This window comes from Nitrospira sp. ND1 (genome assembly GCF_900170025.1).
Classification (GTDB): Bacteria; Nitrospirota; Nitrospiria; order Nitrospirales; family Nitrospiraceae; genus Nitrospira_A.
The window spans coordinates 828,800-852,323 of sequence record NZ_FWEX01000006.1; the positions used below are offsets into that span (position 1 = coordinate 828,800).

Consider the following 23,524-nt stretch of genomic DNA (forward strand, 5'->3'; position numbering starts at 1 on the left):
CCAGCAAGGCCGCAGCGAGGTCCACGGCGCGAAGCATAATGAGCGCCACGCCTGTGGACGCCGGCGGGATGGTGAGCCGGCCGTGTCCTGGGCGAGGCGTCACGTTCTTACCCGCCCACCCCACGCCTGCCGGGACAGGCTCTTTTCCCATGGGGTACGTTGGGCTACTGGGCGACGCGAGAACGCCGCCGGCGGGCTTTTTCAGCGTCCTGTCAGGAGGGAGGATTTTCAGGAATAACCGGCGCCGCCTCGGGCTCCTTTTCCAGCGCAAAGTGCAGAATCAGAAACGCCACTCCGACCGTGATCGCCGAGTCAGCGACGTTAAACGCAGGAAAATGGTAGGCGTTGAAATAAAAGTCCAGAAAGTCGATCACTTCCCCGTAGCGCAAGCGGTCCAGTAAGTTCCCGATCGCCCCGCCGAGAATCGCCGCCACGCTCAGCCGCCCCATCCAATCATCCTTCGGCATGCGGACCAGAATCGTGCCCAGCAAGCCCACGGCAAAGATCGAGGTCACACCGAAAAAGACGAACCGGAACGAGCTGCTGCTGGAGGAGAGAAACCCGAAGGCCGCGCCGGGATTCCGGATGTACGTGATGCTGAAGAAGTTCGACACGACCGGGATGGATTCATGGAGCCGCATGGACTCCATGACGGAGAGCTTAGTGACCTGATCCAGTACGACAATCGCCAGACTCAGCAGACCGAGCAGCAAATAACGGACGGAGTTGCTCAACGGACCGCCTCAACGCAACGGTCGCAGAGGGTCGGATGGTCGGGGAAGCTTCCCACGGCCGCACGATAATTCCAGCAACGTTCGCACTTGGGATGCTTACTTGGTGTAACGGTCACATCAATATCATTAGGCCAGGCCTCCCCTGCTTGTGCCGGGCGGTGTTGTTCCAACTCTACGTGGGACACGATCACAAGAGATGGCAGAAGCCCCTCATAGGTTTTCAAGAATTCATAGGCTTCTGGCGCAGCATTCACGGTTACCTCAGCCTCCAGAGAGGCTCCGATCGACTTATCGCGTCTCAGTTTTTCCAGAAACAATTGTATCCTCTCACGATAAGCCAACAATCGCTCCCACCGCCCGACTAAGGCCGGGTCGCTCCAGCGCGGATCGACTTCCGGAAACATGGCCAGATGCACGCTGTCGGCCTTCGAATCCGTCCGCACCGACTCCGGCAACATCCGCCAGATTTCTTCCGCCGTAAAACTCAGCACCGGCGCCATCAACTTGGTGAGGGCCACCAGAATGTCGAACAAGACGGTCTGAGAGCCGCGCCGCAACGGCGAGTCTTTGCGGAAGGTATAGAGCCGGTCTTTCAGGATATCGAGATAGACCGCGCTCAAATCCACGGAACAGAAGTTGTTCAACGCATGAAAGATCGTATGAAACTCGAATTCGTCGTAGCCCTTGCGCACGCGCGGAACCAGGTCGCCTAACCGCATCAATGCCCAACGATCCAGTTCAGGCAACTGCTCGAACGGCACACGGTGCTGCGCCGGATCGAAGTCGTACAGATTGCTCAGCAGGAATCGGCAGGTATTGCGGATCTTCCGGTAGGCCTCGATGAGATGGTTCAGAATCTCCTGGGAAATCCGCAGATCCTCACGATAGTCCTGGGCCGACACCCAGAGGCGAAGGATCTCCGCGCCCGATTGCTTGATCACATCCTGTGGCGCCACGACATTGCCCGCCGACTTCGACATCTTCCGCCCGGCCCCGTCCAACACGAATCCGTGCGTGAGCACGGCCTTGTACGGCGCTTGATGATCGGTAATGACTCCCGCCAGCAAGGCGCTGTGGAACCAGCCACGATGCTGGTCGGAGCCTTCGAGATACAAATCCGCCGGATACCACTGCCGGGACTTGAGCACAGCGGCATAACTCACACCGGACTCGAACCACACGTCAAGAATGTCGCGTTCCTTTTCAAATTCCGTTCCGCCGCAGCCTTCGCATTGAGTCCCGGCAGGCAGCAACGCGGCAGCCTGGTTGGCAAACCAATAGTCGGTCCCATGTTGGCCGATCAAATCGGCGACATGATCGATCACCCGCGGATGCGCTAACACCTTGCCGCATTTTACGCAGGTAAAACCCGGGATCGGCGTACCCCAGACGCGTTGACGCGAGAGGCACCAATCAGGCCGGTTTTCGATCATTCCGTTGATCCGGTCGCGCCCATAGGCCGGAATCCAGCGCACCCGTTCAATCTCCGCCAACGCTTCCTTCCGCAGTTCATTCGTCTCCATCGAGACAAACCACTGTTCGGTCGCGCGAAAGATGACCGGCTGCTTGCAACGCCAGCAATGGGGATAGGAGTGATTGAGCGATCCGTGACCGAGCAACCGCCCGTTCTCTTTGAGGCGTTCCACGATTTTGGGATTGGCTTTGAAGACATGCTGCCCGACAAACTCAGGAACCGCGGCCGTGAACTTCCCGCCGTTATCGACCGGCGCCAGGATTTCCAGCCGCTCACCGACGCTGGCCTTGGCATTGTGGGCCAGCACCAGCAGGTAGTCTTCCATGCCGTGGCCCGGCGCGATGTGCACGCAGCCCGTTCCCTGTTCCAACGTGACGAAGTCGCCCAGGAGCAGCGGCGAAAGGCCGGTGGTCAGGGGACGCTGGGCCTCCAAGCCTTCAAATCCCTCTGATCCCTTCTTGACGCCCACGACCTTGTAGGCCGGGAGACTGCAGGCCTTCGCCACCGACTCCACCAACTTTTCAGCGATGACGAGCAGCTCGTCGCCGACCTGCACAAACGCATAGTCGATGTCCGCATGCAGACAGACGGCCTGGTTGGCCGGCAGGGTCCAAGGGGTGGTCGTCCAGATCAAGACGGAGGCACTCTTCACATCGGCAGGGAATGCAAGCCCGCCGAACCTCTTGCTCAAGACAGCCGGGGGACTCACCAGCGGAAACTTCACATAGACCGACGGCGACGTGTGATCGTCGTATTCGACTTCCGCTTCGGCCAACGCCGTCTGGTCCTGTGTGCACCACAAGACAGGCTTCAGTCCCTTGTAGACCCCGCCCCGCTCCACGAAGCGCCCGAACTCGCGGATGATCGTGCCTTCATAGGCGGGATTCAGCGTCAGGTAAGGCTGTTGCCAGTCGCCGAGCACACCCAGCCGTTGAAACTCCTCCCGCTGGATCGCGACATATTTCTCCGCATACTCCTTACAGAGCTTGCGGATCGCGAGGGCGTCCAGGTCACGCTTCTTATCGCCCAGTTCCTTCAACACCTGATGTTCGATCGGCAGGCCGTGACAATCCCATCCCGGCACGTAAGGGACCTGAAACCCCGACATCGTTTTCGATTTGACGATGATGTCTTTCAGAATCTTGTTCAGCGCGTGGCCGATGTGGATGCGGCCGTTCGCATAGGGTGGTCCGTCGTGCAGCACGTAACGCGGAAACCCCTGGCGGGACTCCTGGATACGTTCGTACAGCTTTTCCTGCGTCCATCGGGCGAGCATCTCCGGCTCCCGCTGCGGCAGATTCGCCTTCATCGGGAAATCGGTCTTCGGCAAGTTGAGGGTCGCTTTATAGTCCATAGGATGATCTATCTGAGGAACAAAAGAGCCATGAAGTGCGCGTAAAGAGAGGACTATACCGAAACGAGGCGAGAGGAACCAGTGGTTTGTTGGCAGCCGGAACCATTTAGCAAGGTGACTGGTAGGATCTGGCTGTCCTACAAGCTGTTCAGAAAGGTCGTCCGGCAAGGCCGCAGCGAGGGAGCATGTGAGGCGTACCCTTGCGGTACGTTGAACATGCGAGCGACGCGAGAACGCCGCCGGCGGCCTTTCTCAACAGCCTGCTAGCTGAGCGCCATCATGCGGTCAAGCGCCACCTTCGCCCACTGCTTTTCGTCATCCGGGACCACAATCCGGTTCACGACATGGCCGTCGGCAAGGTTTTCCAGCGCCCAGCAGAGATGCGGGGCATCGATCCGGTACATGGTCGCGCATTGGCAGACGGTCGAGGAGAGGAAAAACACCTTCTTGTCGGTCTGCTCGTGCTTCAGGCGATTGACCAGGTTCAGTTCGGTACCAACCGCCCAGGTGGTGCCCGCCGGCGCCGCCGTAATGGTGCGGATGATGTACTCCGTCGAACCGACCAGGTCGGCCTTGTTCACCACATCCTCATGGCATTCGGGATGGACGATGACCTTCACGTCCGGGTACTGCTTGCGGAAATAGTCCACGTGCGACGGCTGAAACATCTGGTGCACGCTGCAATGGCCCTTCCACAGAATCAGCTTCGCCCGCTTGATCGCCTCCACCGAATTGCCGCCTCGCGGCATGAAGGGATCCCAGACAATCATCTGCTCGCGGGGAATGCCCATCTTGTTGGCCGTATTGCGCCCCAGGTGTTCGTCGGGGAAAAACAGGATCTTCTCGCGCCGCGCCCAGCTCCATTCGATGACCTTCCGCGCGTTCGACGAGGTGCAGGTCAGCCCGCCATGTTCGCCACAGAACGCCTTCAAGATCGCGGCTGAATTCACATAGACCGCCGGCATGACCATCTCTTCCACCGGCACCACCCGCCCGAGCGCATCCCAGCACTGTTCGACCTGCTCAATCGCCGCCATATCAGCCATGGAGCAGCCCGCCGCCATGTCGGGAAGAATGACCGTCTGGTTGGAGCGGGTTTCCGCCATAAAGTGCACGCCGCAAAACACGACATAGGGCCGATCGGACCGCTGCTCGGCCACCTGCGCGAGAATCAGGGAGTCGCCGCGAAAATCGGCATGCTGAATCACTTCATCGCGTTGATAATTATGGCCGAGGATCATCACCCGGTCGCCGAGCGTCCGTTTGGCCGCACGGGTCCGTTCGAAGAGTTCTTCGGCAGACAAGGATTGATAGTCGGTAATGGGACGGGGAAGCGTGGCGACCGTTTTCACCTGCAGCCTTTCGGTTGATTGAAAAAACTATACCACGAGGGAACTTACACTGTCTGATTCTACGACACCCCTTCCCGCACAATCAATGAAACCACCGCTGAGAAGAGGGCCTAGGAAGAGGTTAGGGAGATGAGTCGAAGGGGCCGCGAAAGCAGGCTCTCTTCGTTAGCGAAGTTTCCAATATCCTGGCCGGCGGCGGCCATGAGCAAGGGCCACCAGTCATTCACGACCCGGTAGACCAACTGGAAGGGAAACCGATGAAAGAGATAACGGCGAGTTCCGTGTACAAACAGCGGCCAGCGTTCGGGAGCAAGAGAGACGGCTTCGATGCCGCGGTCAAGTTCGGCCAGAAACGAATCCGCAGCAGACTGGCTTCTGGCCTTATACCATTGCCGAGCAGCCTGGGCTTCCTCAACGGCGGCGGGATGAAAAACATAAGATAATCCCGGCATCAGAGGCCGAGTATCTTTCGGCGGGCATCGCTCCAGGAAACGAGATGGGGGTGAGACGAATTGAGCTCCTTGAGGCGGCGGGCGATTTCCTGCTCCCAGTCCGTTTCGGCATCTGCATCAACAGTCGTATCCAGGCTGTCCAGCAAGGAGCCCGCCATCGCCGCACGGACCTCGGGCGGAAGCTTCAGGGCCGCCTCTAACAATTTGGACGCATCAGAGCCCATACGCGAATTCTAGCAGAAGCAGTGGAGCAGGAAAGGCTGTCTTGCACACCTGTGATTGGGCCCGAGCCACGAACATCATCAGCTCATATGGCACAAGGCCTCCGTGGGGGAAAGGAGACAGCGTCTGGCAGGCGATTGGTCCCCCAGAGACACCTGCCTGAGCACCAGACTAAGCCTTGCCGGCTCGAAGCCTGTCAACTCGCCGGCGACCGGCTCACACAGGACAGACTTCGCCGTTGCCTCCGAAGCGCAACGGCCGCCTGCTGCGGCAAGTCTGGTATCCGCTCATGCAGTCTAAAGGCAGACAATCCCCTGCCAGGCACCAATGCGAAGAAACCGCATCCACTCGAAAATTTCCAGTGGAGGGACGAGAGCGGTGGCCAACGATTCCCAATACTCGCGAAACACACGGTCGCGGAGTCCTCTCGTTGTACGTGCGTACGTTGTGAACTACCAGCGCCAACCTCCATTACGTGAACAAGAAAGACAGCGGGAAGTTCACTAGACCCAGCTCGCGCTGAATAGACCAGGAGAGCACTGAGGAAGTAGAATGACATGTTCCCGTAAGACTGGATTTACATTTTTAGTTTGGCAAGTTGCAGACGATGGGAAATGCCGAGGACAAATACGAGAAGATGCTGCCTTTCATGGATGCAGCCTCAAAAGAACTTGGGAAGCTCCTAACAGAAGCTCTAAGCAACCTTGGTGATCCTCACCTTGTGCGTGCCCGAGTGGATTCACGCAGAATAAAAACGCTCGCTTCCCTTAAAAGAAAGGCTGGGGAACACTCCTGGACTGTCGAGAACGCTCTTGATAAAGCAATAGACTTAGTTGGGTTCCGAGTAGTCTGCAACAACCTTCAAGATGTTGAGCGAGCCGCCAGTGTACTGGCCAGCTCGCTTAAGACGAAAGGCATTCCCGTCACCATCCAAGATTTGATCAAGAATCCTACCAGGACTGGGTACCGCGCAAGTCACCTTCGAATACGGTTTTCTGTAGAGATTGCTGGCGAAAAGAGAACCATAGGGTGCGAAGTGCAAATTAGGTCCCTCCTGCAGCACGCCTGGGCTGAGTTGTCTCGCGCTGATGTTTACACTAAGGAGACCGAGCTAGCACCTTCGTTAGTGCGATCAATGGAGCGGCTTGCACAGCAAATCCATGTCGCCGACCAGATTGCCAACGACATCCGGGAAGAAATCGCACGTCCTCATGAAGGGAAGCCACCAAAAGATGGATCTGATCTCACAGGATCGTCTATCGCATTCTTGTATCAACAAGCATTCGGTGCGCAGCCTCCGGATTACGTCATCCAGTCAGCACTTAACGAATTCAAAGGCACACCCGTTCGGGCTGATGGCTTGGCCTTAATTCTTAAGGATAGCGACTTCCTTAGGAAGCTAGGTTCACACTATGAAGGTTCCTTCGGCTGGGAGCCCACGACGGAGCAAATTTTCCGGTGGGCCGTTTACGCCGCAGCTCACGGCATAAATTCAGCATTGCAACTCGTAGCGGAGGAAGGATTGGCGGACCGAGAGGAGATCGACTCCGCTTTTATTGGCGAAGTCGAGTCAGAGCTTCCCCAGACGTGGCAGGATCTCGTCGAGAGAATCGAGCACACAGAGAAAGACGATGACCCGCAGCATGATATCCTCCGATGGGCAGAAACATATGGCGCTCTCGGTGAATGCGCCATATGCGCTACGAAGATCGTGCACACGGACTCGCTCACGGAAGTGCTCGTAGAGCATTACGGTCTGGAAGGCGACGAAGCCGACGAGGCTGCCGAGGATATCGAACATGCGCTATTTGATAGCGGTGTCGAGACTGGAGACCTCCAAGACAGAAGTCTCTGTTTTTACCACGGAGATGTGATGAGACGAGACGACTAGGCACCTTCCTCACGCGGATGAGGAAAGTCTCTAGAAACATCATGCGACGAGTGGCAGGCATCGAAAAGGGAATCCTAGACTGGCAGCGGCTGACCGTCACCGCTGCCAGAAAATAGAAGAGATTTTGGTCTGCATTGAAAATTACGATTTCAAAACTCGCTGCGGCACAATCGCAACTCTTGGAGGCAATCAACCTTTTCTTCGAAGAGCGAGACCCCGTATCGATCCATACTCTAGCTTGCGCAGCACTACAAATACTGCACGATCACTTCGATGACATTGGTCAAGTTTGGGATCATAACTTAATATTTCACTACGACTCTATTTACGTCCAAGATGAGCACAGAAAAGAATATGCAGACAAAGTTCGGGAAGCCAGAAACTTCTTCAAGCACGCTGAACATGACTTGCGAACTAAGAAAAATAACATTGAGTTTAATACGGAGACAAACGCCTTTTATATCCTGGAAGCCACTCGGTGCCTGAGAATTATCCATGGAGACAGCCGTGTATTTCATCCGGAATTTAGCATCTTCGTATGCTGGTACGGGTTGAAATATCCGGACCATCTCACTGATGAAGGGAAAAAGAGCTACGTCAAACTACAAGGCACGAGTCCAGATGATTACAAGGCATTCCGTGACGCAATCACATTCCTGAAAGCGAATCCGTAGATAGAGAGAGATGAAGTCGGGAATGATTTCGTGGCGCGCGGCGGTCAGGCCTCTTCCTCACCTCCCCCCTTCCCCTTGCACACCTCTCCCTCGCCGTCTCTACACTGATGGATACGCCTCCAACTTTGCAGTAAACTTGGCCACAGCAGACTCTGAGCGCGCCTTCCACATGAAAAGGGAACGCCATGGTGGAACTCAGACCAACCTGCGAGCACTGCAACAAACCTCTGCCGCCCGACTCACGTGAAGCACGCATCTGCTCCTATGAATGTACCTTCTGTGCGGCCTGCGTGGAGTCGGTCTTAGGCAATGTCTACCCGAACTGTGGTGGCGGTTTCGTGCCCAGACCCATCAGGCCCTCGAAGAACTGGAAAGGCGACAACTTTCTTGGCCAGGACCCGGCGAGCACAACAACAAAAAACAGGCCGGTCGATCTCGCGGCTCATGAGTCGTTCTCCGCCGCTATTAAAACCATACCGCCTGAAAAACGATAGTACGTGGATGCGGATGGTCAGAAGTTGCCAGGAACCATTTCGCGGCGTCGCGGGCTTTAGTCCAAGACTTGTTGTAAAATATCTCGGTGACGTGTCGCCCATCTCTGGGAGGCTCGCATGACACGGAGCAACCAGTCTCAGCGCGACCACAATCTTCGAGAACGCGCACTCAAGTTATTTCCTTGGATCTGCGCGCACTGCGGGCGTGAATTTGACGGCAAGAAGCTGAGCCAGCTCACCGTCCACCACAAGGACCACAACCACGACAATAATCCACCCGACGGGAGCAACTGGGAGCTACTCTGTCTCTACTGTCACGACAATGAGCACCAGCGGTATCAAGCCACTGATTCGTCGGATGCAACGTCGCCACGTCGGCAAGAAGAGCAACCTTCAACCTTCACGCCCTTCGCCCATCTCTCAGACTTACTCAAACATAAAACCTAGCGAAATAAACACTCGCTCAGGTCCAGTTCGCGGCGGGGACGTTGTTAGGGTGCGCCCGACGATGAACGCGTCTTTGCTCACACCACACGACAAGCCGATCAAACCACCTCCTACCTTCACGATAATTCGATTGCACGCCCCCTCATAATAAAGTAACATATTCGTTACCATTGTCATGACCGAGATACGCATACTCGAATATTTTGACATCAAGTCGCGTTCGCCTTTTGCCGCATGGTTCGAAGGCCTCCCTGCTGTCGCTTCAGCAAAAGTTGCCGCAGCGCTGTATCAGTTAGCTGCTGGGAACTGGTCGAATGTGAAGGGAGTTGGAGCTGGAGTGTTTGAACGGAAGATCGATGCCGGGCCGGGCTATCGCGTCTATTTCGGGAAGGACGGTGACCGGCTTGTGATCTTGCTAGGTGGCAGCACAAAGCAGCGTCAGCAACAGGCGATCGAGACGGCTAGAGACCGGTGGGCAGACTACCGTCGCCGCAAGGGCACCAGGACGTAACAGTGAGCGGGGGAACCTATGGCACTCACACGACAGTTCAAAGACACGGTAACGGCGCGCGCGGAGCGTGATCCGCGTTTTCGTGAGGCGCTGTTTGCGGAGGCGCTGAATGCTTATTTCTCCGGCGATACGACTGTGGGCAAGGCCATCCTCCGCGATCTGGTTAATGCCACCATCGGGTTTGAGGAGCTCGCCCTGACGCTCAAGAAGCCGAGCAAAAGCTTGCATCGGATGTTGGGTCCAGGGGGGAATCCAAGCACCGACAACTTCTTCAGTATCCTGAACGCGCTCCAGAAGAAGGCTCGCGTCACATTGCGCGTGACGGCCAAAGCCAGCTAAGAACGCACGGGCGTAGTACACTGGTCCGCACCATTCATTTCGGAGTTCACATGCCCCACGTGTTGATTATTCACGAAGTCGAAGCCTACCCCGCCTGGAAAGCTGTGTTCGATGGCGCGGCGGATCTGCGGAAACGTGCCGGAGAAATCAGCTACCAGCTCCTGCGCTACGACCAAGATGCGAATAGCATTGTCCACTTCTCGGCCTGGTCTAGCTTGGAGAACGCCCGGCGCTTCTTCGAGTCCCTGGAATTGGTCGAATTGAGGCGAGCTGCCGGAGTGAAAGCGCCGGATTTTCTGTATCTGGAAGAGATCGAGCGAGGGGTGCTCTAGGCCGAACCATTCATGAAAAATCCGGGCTAGCAGGCTGCTCACAATGCCCGCCGGAGATCTATGACACACACCGTCAGACAAGCCACCGTCGATGATGTCGAACAACTCGTTCCACTCTTCGACGCCTATCGTCAGTTTTACGGTCGGACCAGCGATGTGGCTGCCGCGCGGGCGTTCCTACTCGCCCGTTTTGCGAACAGAGAGTCCACGCTGTTCATTGCGCACGAGGGAGATACGGCGATCGGATTTGCACACCTCTATCCGAGCTTCTCGTCCGTGTCGCTGGCCCGGATTTTTATCCTCAACGATCTTTTCGTGCAGGAGCAGGCCCGGAGAACCCGCGTGGCTTCTTCGCTGTTGTCGGCTGCCGCCACCTTTGCAGTTTCACTCGGTGCGGTGCGCCTCTCGCTCTCAACTGCGCTCACAAACGACGCCGCCCACGCGCTCTATCGATCAGCGGGATGGAAGCGCGACCAACAATTCTCCAACTATCATCTGGTGCTCTCAGTTTAGGCCAAGCAACGTTCTATCCGGGCCGCGCCGACCCCTCGTAGACGCTCACAGTCAGCGGGCCAATGCCTCACGGCATCGGCCCGCTCCTCTACCGCCCTTTCAGGCTTAGCGAGACACCGGCTCTTGATCTTTGAGGCTGGAGAGTGTCTCCTTAATCACTCTCATCGTGTGCTCGATATCACCATTCTTTTCGCGCTTGGCATCTCGTTTGACGTCCCGCGGCTCTTTCTTCAACACCGCCCCATGCTCCATCAATGACTCCCTGAACCGGCCCAGATAATATTCATAGTCGGTCCGTCCCAAGGTCGCGATCGCCTGATCTTTCTTCTCAAGCAGAGCGCTCGTATAGAGCTGCCGTGCCTCCTCAATACGGGGGGCGGCGCGACGGAGACGGCCTCCGGCCTCCTTTGCAGACGCCATCTCCCCCATCCGATCGCCCATGTCGAGCACCTTGTAATCCTTTGCCAATGGCGCCGCCAGGGCCACACGCGCATGGTAGGCCACGGCGCGATCGCCGAACCGGTCACTCACCTCCCTGAGCGTATCGTTCCCTCGACGGAGTATGGCGCTGCCGTCGAAATTGAGGATGCGTCCGACGTCATCAGAGAAGAAGTCCTGCGCAATAAATTCTTCGTCGTAGCCCCGTGGAGGAGCGACACGGATGGTCAGGGCCTCAGAGACGACATCCTCCGTCTCCATATGGAGCGCGATCTGGATCGTGTAATATCCCGGCTCGGCGATATCCCAGCCGTTCCGCCCGACAGAGATAAAGAGCGAATCGGTCACAAATTCCCCGGGCATCACCACCTGAGCCTGCATGTCGTGGCAATAGCGCGCAAAGGGCAGGTACTGCCGGGCCGGCTTGTCCCGCTTCTTGACGATGACGGTCATGTGATCCGTCATGGACAGCAACTCCTTTTCCAGCACCAGTGGACGCGAACCGATGTTGGTCAACTTGAGCTCAAGCACAACCGGCTCAAGGAATTGATAGGTGGCTTGGGCCCGATCGACGCGAAGGTTGAGCTTCAACGCGGGCTCCGGCGAAGCACTTGCCTGCTCGAATCCATGGTGATCGAACCAATCGGCATTCCCCATCTGCACAAACCGCTCCGGCGCATGGCGCATGAATACCAACTCGTTGTCGCTGAACCGATAGGCGAAGTCGGAAAAAAACGCCGTCTGTCCGCCGGACACGTTGTACGGATAATTCATGAAGCTGCGGGCTTCCGGTTCGTTCGCCAAAGGAATCCACGGGGTCCCCCAGTCCGGCGGGTGTTGCTTCTGCCACGAATGCGCCAGATTGAAGGCGTGTCCCATTTCATGGCACGCCGTCCAGAACCGCATCCGCTTGGCCCACGCGACCGGATTAGCATCACCGGTCGGCGCCGTAGAGATGAACGACTCGTTGAAAATCGCTGTCCCCTGGCGATGATTCGGCCCGATATCGTCGAACATGATGCCGCCCAGGCTTGTGCCCTGCTCGTGCAACCGGGCAAAGAACACCCACAGGGACCACTGCGCCTTGCCGGCAAATCGCGACCAATACACTTGCATCGCATCATGCATTTCGTTGTCGCTCCAACGCGCGTTCGTCCCCGCGTCGCCGATAGGGACGATGCTGTCGCTACCGGACTTCCGCACATCGAACCCGACCCTTCGGTAGACCTCCTCGATGGTGAGCGTCTCGCCCGGCAATGTGGCCGGACGATTCGGATGGTCATGGGTGCCGATGTGCGTGGTCGCGGTGACGCCGGTGGCGCAGTCGAACTCGAATTCCACCTGTCTGAAGTACGGAGATTTGAACGCCAGCGTTCTCGTCCGAACCGACGTGCCCCCGCCTGAGAACCGGACAACGGCCTTGCGCTGGCTGGAGAGAAAGGTTGCCGTCGTCGTGATCTCGACCATCGTGTAGGGGAAGCTGGCGACATCGCCATCCTTGAACCAGATTGAGCCGGTCCAGGCATTCGGCCCGGATGCGGTGAGACGGGCAATCCAGTGCACACGTTTGGCCAACACGCCATAGAGCGTTCCGCTGGCCATCATCTGCGGATAGCGCCCGTCGACATCGAGGCGCAGCTCTTCGCGAAGAAAGCCCCAGGGGAGCAGTTCCTCAATTTGCCACGGACCGGCTGCTGTCGGCGCGATGCCCGGCATCGGCTGAGCGAGTGGAACGGGCTGAATCGGCAGGGGGCCGGGCGCCGGGATGGGGGGCGTCACGATCCGGGATGCGGCGTACAACCCGCTCACGCGGACACGTGGCGGCCAGGGCAGGATCGGTATGAGGGGCTCTATGCCCGGACGGGCTATTTCGGCGGCTTCGACACGATACTCCTGATCGATTTGGTCTTGCTCTTTCATACGCTACCTCCTGTTGTGATAGACCGCGACCTTCAGGCGTCACGCTGTTTCGGTACGTCTCGTCACAGGTACCCGAAGGGTTCGTACGAGGTTTTCCAGGCCAGGTTCCCTTCAGTGGTGAGTGACACACCGAGATAGGTCGGACGATCCACCGAAACCGATTTGGTTTGAGCCACCCCCCGCTTGCTCAGCACGACCTCCACGACGACCGGGGTATGTGCGACGTCGACTTCCACAGCAGCCGCATATCCGGTTTGTCGACGCGTCGTGAGATCGGCACTGCCCCACACCTCCCGGGCATCCACCGACACACGCACCTCGTCATGATGAAAGCCCTCTTGTAGAGCGATGTGCAGCAACACGAGCCACCTCGTCCGAGCTATGGAGTGATCAAGATTGACTGGGGGAGAGGTCCCCTTACACTGCTGTTCTCCCTGTCAAAAGCAAACGGTATACCGGGTGAGGCGTCTGGTCACGCAGCGGTCAGGAGATAAAAACAAGTATTTGGAACCTCGCGAAATGTTTGCGGCGACCAGCAGGATGGCGGCGGGCACGGAAGCACGACGCAGACTTCACGGGAATCTTGGGAGGAACCAGCGGGCGTTCTCGTATCCGATACGATACGAGGGCGGTATCTGATGCGATACAAACGGTCATCGCAACGCGGCCCCTCTTCGCTCTGGCTTGCAATTGGTACTCTCCGATGATGCGCAAGCGTGCAGCTTCTCACCCTGAATGCACCCGGCGTTCAACCATCCCTTGAGCATGACCCATTGTGCATTGAACATTCCGCGACGAATCTCCCGCCGCATTATTCAGGCCACTTGCCTAGGCACTCCGCATTACTCGCCCGAACTGGAATTCCCTGCCCGAGAAGCCCCTTGACCACTAGGTCCTCCGGAAGATTGACTTCGCTCCGGCAGGTCGGTACGATCATCTTCGACAGCTAGGGGTGCCATCCGGCTGAGAGTCCGACTTGCTCGGGCGACCCTCACAACCTGACCTGGGTAATACCAGCGTAGGGAAGCGACCGGTTGACTGGCTTCGTGATCGCTTTAAGCCGCACCCTCGCTGGATGCGGCTTTTTTTATTTCGGCTGTCAGACGCTCACCTCCGACGAAAGGATGTCCGCTATGAGCGAGGCCCATACACAGAACGGTTCCAGCAACGGTCATGGCTCCAAGCCCTCGACCGCACGCCTCACTACGACGCCTTTTGCGGCTTCGCGCAAGGTGCATGTTGACGGCGCGCTCCCAGGGGTCCGGGTCCCGATGCGCGAAATCAGCCTGACCCCCACGCAGTCAGCCAACGGCCAGGGCCCTACGCCCAACCAGCCGATCACGATTTACGACACCTCCGGTCCTTATACCGATCCGAACGTGACGATTGATGTGCGCGCCGGCCTGCCGCCCTTGCGCCGGGCCTGGATCGAGAGTCGCCGGGATACGGAAGAACTTTCGCAGGTCACATCCCAGTACGGGCGTCAGCGAGCCGCGGACCCGAAATTGGCCGACCTCCGGTTTACGCATATTCGCAAGCCGCTCCGCGCCAAAGCCGGACACAACGTCAGCCAGATGCACTATGCCAAGAAAGGCATCATCACGCCGGAAATGGAATTCATCGCGATCCGGGAGAATCAGTCCCGCGCAAGGGCCAAAGAACTCCTGGCCTCGACCAACGGCCATGGCGGCGGCGTGTTGCAGCATCCCGGCCAAGCCTGGGGCGCGCGTATTCCAAACATCATCACCCCCGAATTCGTGCGCGACGAAGTGGCCCGCGGACGCGCGATTATCCCGAACAACATCAACCACCCGGAAACCGAGCCGATGATCATCGGCCGGAACTTCCTCGTGAAGATCAATTCCAACATCGGCAATTCCGCGGTCGCCTCCTCGATCGAGGAAGAAGTCGAAAAGATGATCTGGTCGATCCGTTGGGGCGCCGACACGGTGATGGATCTCTCGACCGGCAAGAACATTCACGAGACACGCGAGTGGATCATCCGCAACTCGCCCGTACCGATCGGCACGGTGCCGATCTATCAGGCGCTCGAAAAGGTCAACGGCAAGGCCGAGGACCTGACCTGGGAAATTTTCCGGGATACGCTGATCGAGCAGGCCGAACAGGGTGTGGACTACTTCACAATCCACGCCGGTGTCCTGCTGCGTTACGTGCCGATGACGGCGAAACGCATGACCGGCATCGTCTCGCGCGGCGGCTCGATCCATGCCAAATGGTGCCTCTCGCATCACCAGGAAAACTTCGCTTATACGCACTTCGAAGAGATCTGCGAAATCATGAAGGCCTACGATGTGGCCTTCAGCCTGGGCGATGGCTTACGGCCCGGTTCGATTGCCGATGCCAACGACGAGGCGCAATTTGCCGAATTGGAGACCTTGGGCGAACTCACCAAGATCGCGTGGAACCATGATGTCCAGGTGATGATCGAAGGTCCCGGCCATGTGCCGATGCATATGATTCAAGAGAACATGGAGAAGCAGCTGAAGGAGTGCCAGGAGGCGCCGTTCTACACGCTGGGGCCGCTCACGACGGACATTGCTCCCGGTTATGACCACATCACCTCCGGCATCGGTGCCGCGATGATCGGCTGGTATGGTTGCGCAATGCTCTGTTACGTCACGCCGAAAGAACACCTCGGTCTGCCGACCAAGGAAGACGTGAAGGTCGGTGTCGTGACGTACAAGATCGCCGCCCATGCGGCAGACTTGGCCAAAGGCCATCCGGGTGCGCAGGCCCGTGACAATGCCTTATCAAAAGCGCGCTTTGAGTTCCGCTGGGAAGATCAATTCAACCTGTCGCTGGACCCGGACACCGCCCGCTCGTATCACGATGCGACGCTGCCGGACAATGCCGCGAAGGTCGCGCATTTCTGCAGCATGTGCGGACCGCATTTCTGTTCGATGAAGATCACGCAGGACGTCCGCGACTATGCCGCGCAGAAACAGCTGGAAGAGCAGCAGGCTATCCAGATCGGCATGAAGGAAAAATCAGAAGAATTTAAAAAAGCCGGTTCAGAAATCTATCTATAAGGCTGATCAACATGGCTATCCGGCAAGGCCACAGGCGAACTCAAACCGGAGGCGTACCCTCCGGGGTACGTTGAGGATTTGATGGAGCCGAGAACGAAGCCGGGAGTCATGTTCAGCAGCCGCTGAGAGGGAAGGTAGCATGGGAAAGCCGAAGCCGGCGCCATTACGCGAGCGCGATATCACCCGCCAGATTGCGCGGGAGTACTATAAAGAGTTCGATCAGCTTATCGAGAGCGACGTCATCATCGTCGGCGCCGGGCCCTCCGGCCTCATTTGCGCCCACGATCTTGGCCGAATGGGCATCAAGACTCTCATCGTAGAGCAGAGTTTGGCCCTCGGCGGCGGCTTCTGGTCCGGCGGGTATTTGATGAACAAAGCCACCATCTGCGCCCCCGCGCATAAGATTCTCAAAGAAGTGGGGGTGCCTTGCAAGCAGATCAAGGAATGCCCCGGCATGTACATGGTCGATCCTCCGCATGCCACCGGGGCGCTGATTGCCGCCGCCTACAACGCCGGCGCGAAGATCATGAACCTGACGCGGGTCGTCGATCTGATCCTGCGCCGCGAAGGCGTGCTTGAAGGCGTCGTCGTCAACAGCACCACCGCCGAAATGGCGGGCCACGATATTATCCATGTCGATCCGATCGCCTTGGAGAGTAAAATCGTGGTCGATGCCACCGGACATGATGCCGTGGTGGTCAATCTCCTGCATAAGCGGGGGCTCTACCAGCAGGTGCCGGGCAACGGCGCGATGTGGGTGTCGCGGTCGGAAGAAGAAGTGATGGACCGGACCGGGGAAGTCTCTCCCAATTGCTTTGTGATCGGGTTGGCTGTCGCGGCCGTGTTCGGCACACCACGAATGGGCCCGGCCTTCGGATCGATGCTGCTCTCCGGCCGCTATGGCGCGGAGTTAATTCAAAAGAAACTGAAACAAGGCAAGAGCATATAGCTGATAGCGAACGGCTGGTAGCAGGGAACAGACCATCGAACTGCTATGCTCCATAGGCCATTGGCTCTTGTGATCACACATGGATGTTCAGGACTTTCTTATACAAGGCGACGGCAGCGAAGAAGACAAGCGCGAAGCCTGGCAGCTCTTTCAGCAAGCCTACGAGCAGCAGATGAAGGGGCAGCTGGAAGAAGCGGTCAGTCTCTACAAACTGTCGCTCGCGACGCATCAGACTGCCGAAGCCTATACGTTCCTCGGATGGACCTACAGCTTCATGGGTAAGCTGGACGAGGCGATCGACGAATGCCACAAGGCCATCGCCTGCGATCCGCATTTCGGGAATCCCTACAACGACATCGGAGCCTACCTGATCGAAAAGGGTGATCTGGAGGAGGCGATTCCCTGGTTTCAAAAAGCCATGCAGGCCAGACGGTATGAGAGCCCGGCTTTCCCACACCTGAATCTTGGCCGTGTCTACGAACGCCAGGGCAAGTGGAGCGAGGCGATTGACTGCTACAAACAGGCGCTCGCCCTGAACCCGGACTACGCCTTGGCCAAGAAGGCTCTGGGTCGGCTCATCAGCTCACTGAATTAGGGACCATAGGACAGGAACCGGATGAACACCACGATTTTAGTGGCCGTCACTGACATTTTCTTCTACACCAAGGTACGCGATGCCTTGCGGCCGCAGGGCTACACGCTGGAGCGGATCCGCAGCCAGGATGAGGTGGCTGAAAAAACCGCCTCAGCTTCGCCTGCCGCCCTGATTCTCAACATGAACGACCTGGCCATCGATGCCTTCAAGGCGTTGGAAACCCTCCAGGCCGACCCCGCGTTGCGGTCGCTTCCCATCCTGGCTTTTGCCAATCACGAAGAAACGGACACCTGGCGCCGAGCCAAGGAACTGGGCGTGACGAAAATTGTCTCCAGAAATGAGTTCTCCACACGAACCAGAGAACTGGTTGAAGACATCATAGCCAACAGCAGTCAGCAATCACCGGTCCGCTCAGAGCTGAACGCTGAAGGCTGAGAGCAGAGGGCAAGAATCCAATGAAACAATCCCGACTCCACGATCAGCATCAACAACTAGGCGCCATTTTCGAGGACACCGCAGGATGGTCGATGCCGGCCCATTACGGCGATCCCGCCGCGGAATATGCCGCCGTCCGCGGTGCCGTCGGGCTGTCCGACCTGTCGCACCGCGGAAAAATCCGGGTGACCGGCGACGATCGCATCAAGTGGCTCCAGAGCATCATCAGCAACGACATCCTCCCGCTCCAACCCGGCCAGGGGCGCTACTCCAGCTTCCTGACCCATAAGGGGAAAATGCTCGGCTACTTCCGGGTATATGTGCAAGCCGATGCCGTGTGGGTCGAAGATGTGGGCGAGGTGGGCGAGGCCACATTTCAGGCGTTGCGAAAATTCCTGCTCTACGGCACCAAGGCCAAGATGGAGAATTGCGGAGAAAGCTGGGGTTTGTTGCTGGTGAGCGGACCGAAATCAGCAGAGGCCGTTGCTGCGGCATTCGGTATCGAGGTCCGCGCCCTTCAGCTCTTGCATACCCTGCCCGCCACCATCGGCGGGCAGCAGGCGCTGATCCTGCGTACCGAAGAAACCGGCGAACAGGACTTTGAAGTCTTGCTGCCGGCCGATGCGGTCCCCGCCGCCTGGAACCAGCTCATGACATCAGGCGCACCGTTCGGCATCAAGCCCGTCGGCGCACAGGCGCGCGAACTGTTGCGCATCGAAGCCGGTCTGCCCAAGGCCGGTCCGGATCTCAACGAAGAGATTGTCCCGCCGGAAGCCAACCTGGAAGGCAAGGCGTTCAGCCTCTCAAAGGGTTGTTACCCGGGACAGGAAGTCGTGGCCAGGATGGATACCTATGGGAACGTGCGCCGGCATCTGGTCGGATTGATCATCCAGGACAAAACGGTTCCGCCCGCGGGCTCGAAGTTATTCAGCGGAGATCGGGAGGTGGGATGGGTCAGCAGCGCCGTCTTTTCGCCGCAACGCAATGCCGCACTGGCATTCGGTTTTCCATTGCGCGACTTTTCGGCACCTGACACCACACTGACGGTCGAAGTGGCAGGGACGCGCCATCAGGCTACCGTCCATGCCCTACCGTTTCAGAAGCACTCGTAGCAGGATGCTGAAAACGTTCGCCGGCCTCGTTCTCGCGTCATTCAGCGCCTCAACGTACCACTGAGCGCACGCATCAGTGCTTCACCAGCTGCGGCCCTCCTGAACGGCCGTTTTGAACACCCTGCGGGGCTTCAATCACACGAACCGATGACCACCCTTTTTCGAGTGGCAGAGGTGTTCTACTTTTCAGGATTACGCACGGCCGACACGGCTGACGCGAATCCGAGCAGGCTCTTCCGCTCGTCGTCATCCAATGCCAACAACAGATGCGTCTCTTCGGCGTGCATCAGCCGGAGGCTCAAGAAGGGTTCTTCCCGGCGCTTTTCGCGGTTATCCCACATGGCATCGATGACCTGCACCTTATCCAGCTGACCGACGGACACCACATCGTAGCGGAAATAGGAATCCCCGATGACGATGTCGAAAATGACGTTGCCGGCCGTGAGCAGCACTAGATTGAACCGCCCCTGATCTTCGTACCCTTCGGGCAGGAACTTATTGATATGGCACCGCGCCACTTTGCGATCGCCCAAGGCTGCCTGGAACTTGAGTTGCAATGCTTCGTAATCGATTTGGAGCGCCTTTTCATCGGCATTGGTCGCCCCGACCGCCGCGTCCTTCGCCTTTTCAAAGATCTCGTCTGCTGACAACAACCCTGCCATAGTTCCCTACTCCTTCGTTACAAGACTGCCCGATGTTTATTGTGTATGGGCGATTTAGAGGCTACGCGCAGCCCGCCTGGCGCGGATCGCCCGGGCGACCCCGACCAGCGCAATGCCGGCCCACGCGAATTCCAGCAGAACAAAACCCACCCGTCGGTCTTCGATGGCCACAATTCCCAGCAGCAACGAGCCCAGGATGTTCAGCGCCAGATACCCCGCGTCCAATTCACGCCAGGTGCCGGCCTGAATGAGGCCATAGGCCACGAGCACCATCAGAGCTCCGATCACCGATATGACCTGCATCGCCATGGTATGCTCGGGCACTCCTTCCCGGACGCCGCGTGAGAACGGGGTACGGTACCTGGCTGCTGGATGTGATTGCAAGCGGAAACTCCCCATGAAGAAGCGGGCAAGGAGACGCTGATGGGTTGGTGCCGATGTGGTTGAGCATCACTCCGGCGCGGTGCGTCGGCCTGTCTGGCAGGCTGCGCTCGCCGGGCCACCACATTGCATTTCCAGGTCGATCTCCGGCATACTTTGGGGCAATCAGGGGGGATACCGATGAGCGGACAGAGCTGTTTAATCGACGGATGTCAGGCGAGAGTGTATGCGCCGGCAGGCACCCATGCCATCTGCAAGGATCACTTTCTCGGCTTCCTCACGTGGAGGCGGCGACGGGGCCCACAGATGTTTCGTAAATATGCCGGCATGACGATGGACGAACGCGATCTGATCGCGGGTGAGTGGCTCCAGACCCTCGGCACCAAAGACCTGCCCCACCCCATTCCCGGCTTGTAAGTCTCCCCGCTTCACCTGCACCTTCCTGTCCTGCACCGGACGGAAGGTCGGGCAATTCAAACCGGTCTCCTGGCTGTCGGCCCTCAGCGTTGGCCTCCCCGACCGGGACGCCTCAGGCCCGGGTCGGTCTCTAGCAGATTTCCCTCCAGCGCCGCTTTAAGTAATTGGGCAGTATTACACGCGCGCAACTTTTTCATCATGTTCGAGCGATGGGTATCGGCTGTCTTCATGCTGATGTTCAGCTGCTCTGCGAGACTTCGATTGGTATGACCATCCCAGATCAGGCGAAGAATTTCCAACTCACGTGGCGTGAGATCCTCCGGCCTTCGCTTCACGGCGGCCGGTGCAAGAGCGTCAGACGATGGACGATGTGTTGTGAAGCCCCCGTCCTCCGTCGCCTCTTGATTCCCTACCCGGCTGTCTTTTTTTTCAGCCAACATCAAGTCCCTCCTTCGTCACCCTTTCCGCATGCTTCACTTCGCGGAGGATGCCGCTTTCTTTAGTTCCCCCGCGCCAAGGCAGGCTTGGACGTGTCCCAGAGACGTTGCAGGTACCCCAACACAGCGGTAATGGCTTGTGTCCGCGGCTGCCAGGAACCCTGTGCATTCCCATTGAGCTCGACCCAAGACCCATCGATCTTTTGGCGGACAATCAACCGCTCGAATATGCCGTGGGTGGCCGGTTGAATGGCCAGCAGATACTCCTGCTCTTCCCTGTCTTTGAGTAAGAACCCCTTCACCATCATGATCACTCCTCCCTTTTTTTCTGCACACTCAGGACCCTCGAATGCCCGTCTCCATCAAAGTCCCCAAGGTCTTTGCCCTACGAGACATATCCCCGCTATATCAAGGGCTGTGCCAAGTGACGACGGATAGATATTGTTCAAAATAAAACAATATGTTGAGCAAGAATTCTGGATTTATCCCAAACGCCACAAGTTGTGCCACAAGAAACAAGAGTGCGCCAAAATTCAAGCGTGAGACAGTATCGCGAGACACTTTCAGGCGACAGATTGGCCCCGTGCATCTGCCGTATAGGAACGGATACTGGGGAATCTTGAGGAACTAGACGGCGAGAGGGAATTGTGCGTGACCGATGGGGCGACGGTTTACAGAACCAAAGAGAACGGCAGGGAAACTGGAAGCGCAACCGTCAGGCGACGGTCATTCAGCGCAAGCACAACCGTCAAGGGAACGCGTGGAAATATAGGTCAGGTTATTGGTGTACCGGGTAAACCCCTTCTGGCGGCCGAACAAGCGCAGGAGACACCCCTCACCTTTACGCTGCACGAAGAAACTATAGTCGGTGCCGGAGGGCGAAGAGACACCGAAGGGGCGGGGGCCCAAAGAACCGGTCGCCAACACCACGGTGGTATTCACGGCCAGGCGATTCGCGATATCCCCTTGTTCACCCTCATCCGTGAGGATAGATTGAAGCTGGTCTTTGACCTTCTGCCGGCAGGACTCATCCGACCACGTCGTCACCTGAGCGACGGTCGTACAGCCGGAGAGGAAGAAGAGTCCCAACGCCACCCACCCAACACCGAGAGACCTTCGATCTTCGCCGGACATCCGGACCTCCCCAGCGATGGGGCTAGCCCATCACCGGCGAGCCATGGTGATGGATCATCAACCACTCGTCGCCGATACGCTCAAAGAGATTGGTCGCGAGGACACGCGTTTCGACCGGCTGGTCGTCTTGACGGCTGGTGAGATGTTCGGTGCAGATGACCCACCCCAGGTCCCCTGCGACCTGAACCTGCACGTCCGACAGCTCAAATTTCATGGAGAAGGTATTGTTGAAGATCAGCACCCAGGAATCGCGCACCGCCGGCCAGTCGCTGCGGAGGCTCCACCCCGGATGAATGCAGGTGACGTATTCGAGATGCGCCCACACTTTGTCCATCTGGAGCATGTCCAGGCTTTCAAAGGCGGCATAAAAGGCGAGATTGGCACGGGTGATTTCTTCGATACGCTGTTCGACCACGGCTCGCTCCTGCAACGGTGCGGCATTCTACTGCAAACACCCTCGCCGGCGCGAGCCTCATTTCTGCTGTGAGGGGGCGGATTCGCGGGGAGCCGCTGCGCCGCCGGGAGTGGGACTTCCCCCGAGAACGCAGGCCGCCGCGAACCCCATCAGCCCGCATGGGTGGCGAGCAGCCCCTCTTCCAGCGCGGTCTTCAAGAGTTGCGCAATGTTGGACACGCGCAACTTTTTCATCATATTGGCGCGGTGAGCCTCCGCGGTCTTGATGCTGATATGCAGCCGCTCCGCGATCGTACGATTCGTCAGGCCGGCCCAAACCAACTGCAAGATTTCCTGTTCGCGAGGAGTCAAGTCTTCAGGACGCCGTTTGACCGCCAGGCCTCCGCCCAACGCCTGCGCGATCCCCGGTGTCGAGCCCTGCGCATTCGCCTCACGTTCAACCTGCACAACATTCTGCTGTTCACTCCACATGGTGCTCTCCTTGGTTCTAGTTCTGGCCCTTCATTCCTTCACGAATCGCGAGCGGAAATCCCGATGAGATCGGCGCCAACCCTTGCAGATAGGTCAGCACCGCTCCGACTGCCCTCCTTCGATCCGTCCAGGTTCGGTGCGGCACTTGCGACATATCGATCCAAGATCCGTCAATCTGTTCTTTTACATCAGGCTGATCGAAGGGACCCAGGGACGAGGGTTGAATCGTCACCAACACTTCCTGCTCCGCATCGTATGAGAGTAAAAAACCTGCGACATCCATATGCGTCCCCTCTTTGGCCTCTCCCCGTCGTTCGACC

General features: G+C 57.9%; 29 protein-coding genes and 1 riboswitch. Of the genes, 14 read left to right on the forward strand and 15 right to left on the reverse strand.

What is annotated here, in order from left to right:
• Positions 1–212: 212 nt before the first annotated feature.
• The 5 genes from lspA to NSND_RS08650 form a co-directional block, all read right to left on the reverse strand.
• Positions 213–734, reverse strand: coding sequence for a signal peptidase II (gene lspA, locus NSND_RS08630; protein ID WP_080878633.1), 522 nt, complete (start codon positions 732–734; stop codon positions 213–215).
• Positions 731–3,562 carry an isoleucine--tRNA ligase gene (gene ileS, locus NSND_RS08635; RefSeq protein WP_080878634.1) on the reverse strand — a complete coding sequence of 944 codons (2,832 nt, stop codon included), beginning with the start codon at positions 3,560–3,562 and terminating at the stop codon, positions 731–733. Before ileS ends, lspA begins: the two co-directional genes overlap by 4 nt.
• Positions 3,563–3,825: 263 nt before the next feature.
• The gene (nadA, locus tag NSND_RS08640; RefSeq protein ID WP_080878635.1) at positions 3,826–4,914 is read right to left on the reverse strand and encodes a quinolinate synthase NadA; all 1,089 of its coding nucleotides are present in this window, start codon (positions 4,912–4,914) and stop codon (positions 3,826–3,828) included.
• Positions 4,915–5,024: 110 nt separating this feature from the next.
• Entirely contained in the window at positions 5,025–5,366 is a 342-nt protein-coding gene (locus tag NSND_RS08645) for a type II toxin-antitoxin system RelE/ParE family toxin (protein WP_080878636.1), read from the reverse strand.
• A complete protein-coding gene (locus NSND_RS08650) occupies positions 5,366–5,590 on the reverse strand; it encodes an addiction module protein (protein ID WP_080878637.1) in 225 nt (74 codons plus the stop codon). The genes NSND_RS08645 and NSND_RS08650 overlap by 1 nt, the downstream gene beginning before the upstream one ends.
• Positions 5,591–6,195: 605 nt before the next feature.
• On the opposite strand from NSND_RS08650, the gene NSND_RS08655 reads away from it, so the two are divergent.
• The 8 genes from NSND_RS08655 to NSND_RS08690 all read left to right on the forward strand — a co-directional run bounded on the left by NSND_RS08655 (position 6,196) and on the right by NSND_RS08690 (position 10,789).
• Positions 6,196–7,479 (forward strand): GTP pyrophosphokinase, encoded by a 1,284-nt coding sequence (locus NSND_RS08655; protein WP_080878638.1) that lies wholly within the window; start codon positions 6,196–6,198, stop codon positions 7,477–7,479.
• 134 nt (positions 7,480–7,613) lie between these two features.
• Positions 7,614–8,153, forward strand: coding sequence for a hypothetical protein (locus tag NSND_RS08660; protein WP_080878639.1), 540 nt, complete (start codon positions 7,614–7,616; stop codon positions 8,151–8,153).
• Positions 8,154–8,338: 185 nt separating this feature from the next.
• Positions 8,339–8,647 carry a DUF1272 domain-containing protein gene (locus NSND_RS08665; RefSeq protein ID WP_080878640.1) on the forward strand — a complete coding sequence of 103 codons (309 nt, stop codon included), beginning with the start codon at positions 8,339–8,341 and terminating at the stop codon, positions 8,645–8,647.
• A gap of 117 nt (positions 8,648–8,764) precedes the next feature.
• A complete protein-coding gene (locus tag NSND_RS08670) occupies positions 8,765–9,094 on the forward strand; it encodes a YajD family HNH nuclease (RefSeq protein WP_080878641.1) in 330 nt (109 codons plus the stop codon).
• Positions 9,095–9,278: 184 nt separating this feature from the next.
• Positions 9,279–9,605: a type II toxin-antitoxin system RelE/ParE family toxin gene (locus tag NSND_RS08675; RefSeq protein ID WP_080880845.1), complete on the forward strand. Its 327-nt coding sequence runs from the start codon at positions 9,279–9,281 to the stop codon at positions 9,603–9,605.
• 18 nt (positions 9,606–9,623) lie between these two features.
• Positions 9,624–9,944 (forward strand): helix-turn-helix domain-containing transcriptional regulator, encoded by a 321-nt coding sequence (locus NSND_RS08680; RefSeq protein WP_080878642.1) that lies wholly within the window; start codon positions 9,624–9,626, stop codon positions 9,942–9,944.
• 50 nt (positions 9,945–9,994) lie between these two features.
• The gene (locus NSND_RS08685) at positions 9,995–10,276 is read left to right on the forward strand and encodes an antibiotic biosynthesis monooxygenase (protein ID WP_080878643.1); all 282 of its coding nucleotides are present in this window, start codon (positions 9,995–9,997) and stop codon (positions 10,274–10,276) included.
• Between the two features lie 60 nt (positions 10,277–10,336).
• Positions 10,337–10,789 (forward strand): GNAT family N-acetyltransferase, encoded by a 453-nt coding sequence (locus NSND_RS08690; protein ID WP_080878644.1) that lies wholly within the window; start codon positions 10,337–10,339, stop codon positions 10,787–10,789.
• 105 nt (positions 10,790–10,894) lie between these two features.
• On the opposite strand, the gene NSND_RS08695 is transcribed toward NSND_RS08690, so the two are convergent.
• Together NSND_RS08695 and NSND_RS08700 are read right to left on the reverse strand one after the other, a co-directional pair.
• Positions 10,895–13,147 (reverse strand): zinc metalloprotease, encoded by a 2,253-nt coding sequence (locus tag NSND_RS08695; protein ID WP_080878645.1) that lies wholly within the window; start codon positions 13,145–13,147, stop codon positions 10,895–10,897.
• A gap of 62 nt (positions 13,148–13,209) precedes the next feature.
• Complete coding sequence (locus tag NSND_RS08700) at positions 13,210–13,509, reverse strand: hypothetical protein (protein WP_080878646.1); 300 nt, start codon at positions 13,507–13,509, stop codon at positions 13,210–13,212.
• A 576-nt stretch (positions 13,510–14,085) separates the two neighbouring features.
• Positions 14,086–14,189: riboswitch (TPP riboswitch) on the forward strand.
• A 91-nt stretch (positions 14,190–14,280) separates the two neighbouring features.
• Between NSND_RS08700 and thiC the strand changes: the two genes are divergently transcribed.
• From thiC to NSND_RS08725, 5 genes are all read left to right on the forward strand, one after another.
• Positions 14,281–16,197 carry a phosphomethylpyrimidine synthase ThiC gene (thiC, locus tag NSND_RS08705; protein WP_080878647.1) on the forward strand — a complete coding sequence of 639 codons (1,917 nt, stop codon included), beginning with the start codon at positions 14,281–14,283 and terminating at the stop codon, positions 16,195–16,197.
• A gap of 139 nt (positions 16,198–16,336) precedes the next feature.
• Positions 16,337–17,146, forward strand: coding sequence for a sulfide-dependent adenosine diphosphate thiazole synthase (locus NSND_RS08710; RefSeq protein WP_080878648.1), 810 nt, complete (start codon positions 16,337–16,339; stop codon positions 17,144–17,146).
• A 79-nt stretch (positions 17,147–17,225) separates the two neighbouring features.
• Complete coding sequence (locus tag NSND_RS08715; RefSeq protein ID WP_080878649.1) at positions 17,226–17,741, forward strand: tetratricopeptide repeat protein; 516 nt, start codon at positions 17,226–17,228, stop codon at positions 17,739–17,741.
• 21 nt (positions 17,742–17,762) lie between these two features.
• Positions 17,763–18,176: a response regulator gene (locus tag NSND_RS08720; RefSeq protein WP_080878650.1), complete on the forward strand. Its 414-nt coding sequence runs from the start codon at positions 17,763–17,765 to the stop codon at positions 18,174–18,176.
• Positions 18,177–18,196: 20 nt separating this feature from the next.
• Positions 18,197–19,288 carry a CAF17-like 4Fe-4S cluster assembly/insertion protein YgfZ gene (locus NSND_RS08725; protein ID WP_080878651.1) on the forward strand — a complete coding sequence of 364 codons (1,092 nt, stop codon included), beginning with the start codon at positions 18,197–18,199 and terminating at the stop codon, positions 19,286–19,288.
• 179 nt (positions 19,289–19,467) lie between these two features.
• On the opposite strand, the gene NSND_RS08730 is transcribed toward NSND_RS08725, so the two are convergent.
• Positions 19,468–19,950, reverse strand: coding sequence for a hypothetical protein (locus tag NSND_RS08730; RefSeq protein WP_080878652.1), 483 nt, complete (start codon positions 19,948–19,950; stop codon positions 19,468–19,470).
• Between the two features lie 54 nt (positions 19,951–20,004).
• Positions 20,005–20,259, reverse strand: a complete 255-nt coding sequence (locus tag NSND_RS08735; RefSeq protein WP_080878653.1) for a CBU_0592 family membrane protein — start codon at positions 20,257–20,259, stop codon at positions 20,005–20,007.
• A gap of 252 nt (positions 20,260–20,511) precedes the next feature.
• Here NSND_RS08735 and NSND_RS08740 point away from each other — a divergent pair, with 252 nt between their 5' ends.
• Positions 20,512–20,748, forward strand: a complete 237-nt coding sequence (locus tag NSND_RS08740; protein ID WP_143833477.1) for a hypothetical protein — start codon at positions 20,512–20,514, stop codon at positions 20,746–20,748.
• A gap of 83 nt (positions 20,749–20,831) precedes the next feature.
• Here NSND_RS08740 and NSND_RS08745 read toward each other — a convergent pair whose 3' ends face one another.
• From NSND_RS08745 to NSND_RS08770, 6 genes are all read right to left on the reverse strand, one after another.
• Positions 20,832–21,188, reverse strand: a complete 357-nt coding sequence (locus tag NSND_RS08745) for a response regulator transcription factor (RefSeq protein WP_080878655.1) — start codon at positions 21,186–21,188, stop codon at positions 20,832–20,834.
• 59 nt (positions 21,189–21,247) lie between these two features.
• Positions 21,248–21,493, reverse strand: a complete 246-nt coding sequence (locus NSND_RS08750) for a hypothetical protein (RefSeq protein ID WP_080878656.1) — start codon at positions 21,491–21,493, stop codon at positions 21,248–21,250.
• Between the two features lie 418 nt (positions 21,494–21,911).
• Entirely contained in the window at positions 21,912–22,319 is a 408-nt protein-coding gene (locus NSND_RS08755) for a hypothetical protein (RefSeq protein WP_080878657.1), read from the reverse strand.
• Positions 22,320–22,341: 22 nt separating this feature from the next.
• The gene (locus NSND_RS08760) at positions 22,342–22,734 is read right to left on the reverse strand and encodes a nuclear transport factor 2 family protein (RefSeq protein ID WP_080878658.1); all 393 of its coding nucleotides are present in this window, start codon (positions 22,732–22,734) and stop codon (positions 22,342–22,344) included.
• A 149-nt stretch (positions 22,735–22,883) separates the two neighbouring features.
• Positions 22,884–23,204, reverse strand: coding sequence for a response regulator transcription factor (locus tag NSND_RS08765; protein WP_080878659.1), 321 nt, complete (start codon positions 23,202–23,204; stop codon positions 22,884–22,886).
• A gap of 16 nt (positions 23,205–23,220) precedes the next feature.
• A complete protein-coding gene (locus NSND_RS08770) occupies positions 23,221–23,487 on the reverse strand; it encodes a hypothetical protein (RefSeq protein WP_080878660.1) in 267 nt (88 codons plus the stop codon).
• Between the last annotated feature and the right edge of the window lie 37 nt (positions 23,488–23,524).

Bases quoted from the DNA above. Each gene is read 5' to 3' on its own strand.
- NSND_RS08690 (WP_080878644.1), top strand. From the start codon at position 10,337: ATGACACACACCGTCAGACAAGCCACCGTCGATGATGTCGAACAACTC.
- NSND_RS08655 (WP_080878638.1), top strand. From the start codon at position 6,196: ATGGGAAATGCCGAGGACAAATACGAGAAGATGCTGCCTTTCATGGAT.
- NSND_RS08685 (WP_080878643.1), top strand. From the start codon at position 9,995: ATGCCCCACGTGTTGATTATTCACGAAGTCGAAGCCTACCCCGCCTGG.
- NSND_RS08645 (WP_080878636.1), bottom strand. From the start codon at position 5,366: ATGCCGGGATTATCTTATGTTTTTCATCCCGCCGCCGTTGAGGAAGCC.
- NSND_RS08710 (WP_080878648.1), top strand. From the start codon at position 16,337: ATGGGAAAGCCGAAGCCGGCGCCATTACGCGAGCGCGATATCACCCGC.
- NSND_RS08725 (WP_080878651.1), top strand. From the start codon at position 18,197: ATGAAACAATCCCGACTCCACGATCAGCATCAACAACTAGGCGCCATT.
- NSND_RS08730 (WP_080878652.1), bottom strand. From the start codon at position 19,950: ATGGCAGGGTTGTTGTCAGCAGACGAGATCTTTGAAAAGGCGAAGGAC.
- NSND_RS08765 (WP_080878659.1), bottom strand. From the start codon at position 23,204: ATGTGGAGTGAACAGCAGAATGTTGTGCAGGTTGAACGTGAGGCGAAT.
- NSND_RS08750 (WP_080878656.1), bottom strand. From the start codon at position 21,493: ATGATGGTGAAGGGGTTCTTACTCAAAGACAGGGAAGAGCAGGAGTAT.
- NSND_RS08770 (WP_080878660.1), bottom strand. From the start codon at position 23,487: ATGGATGTCGCAGGTTTTTTACTCTCATACGATGCGGAGCAGGAAGTG.
- NSND_RS08740 (WP_143833477.1), top strand. From the start codon at position 20,512: ATGAGCGGACAGAGCTGTTTAATCGACGGATGTCAGGCGAGAGTGTAT.
- NSND_RS08650 (WP_080878637.1), bottom strand. From the start codon at position 5,590: ATGGGCTCTGATGCGTCCAAATTGTTAGAGGCGGCCCTGAAGCTTCCG.
- NSND_RS08755 (WP_080878657.1), bottom strand. From the start codon at position 22,319: ATGTCCGGCGAAGATCGAAGGTCTCTCGGTGTTGGGTGGGTGGCGTTG.
- NSND_RS08680 (WP_080878642.1), top strand. From the start codon at position 9,624: ATGGCACTCACACGACAGTTCAAAGACACGGTAACGGCGCGCGCGGAG.
- NSND_RS08665 (WP_080878640.1), top strand. From the start codon at position 8,339: ATGGTGGAACTCAGACCAACCTGCGAGCACTGCAACAAACCTCTGCCG.
- NSND_RS08745 (WP_080878655.1), bottom strand. From the start codon at position 21,188: ATGTTGGCTGAAAAAAAAGACAGCCGGGTAGGGAATCAAGAGGCGACG.
- NSND_RS08715 (WP_080878649.1), top strand. From the start codon at position 17,226: ATGGATGTTCAGGACTTTCTTATACAAGGCGACGGCAGCGAAGAAGAC.
- ileS (WP_080878634.1), bottom strand. From the start codon at position 3,562: ATGGACTATAAAGCGACCCTCAACTTGCCGAAGACCGATTTCCCGATG.
- thiC (WP_080878647.1), top strand. From the start codon at position 14,281: ATGAGCGAGGCCCATACACAGAACGGTTCCAGCAACGGTCATGGCTCC.
- NSND_RS08695 (WP_080878645.1), bottom strand. From the start codon at position 13,147: ATGAAAGAGCAAGACCAAATCGATCAGGAGTATCGTGTCGAAGCCGCC.
- NSND_RS08735 (WP_080878653.1), bottom strand. From the start codon at position 20,259: ATGGCGATGCAGGTCATATCGGTGATCGGAGCTCTGATGGTGCTCGTG.
- NSND_RS08670 (WP_080878641.1), top strand. From the start codon at position 8,765: ATGACACGGAGCAACCAGTCTCAGCGCGACCACAATCTTCGAGAACGC.
- NSND_RS08720 (WP_080878650.1), top strand. From the start codon at position 17,763: ATGAACACCACGATTTTAGTGGCCGTCACTGACATTTTCTTCTACACC.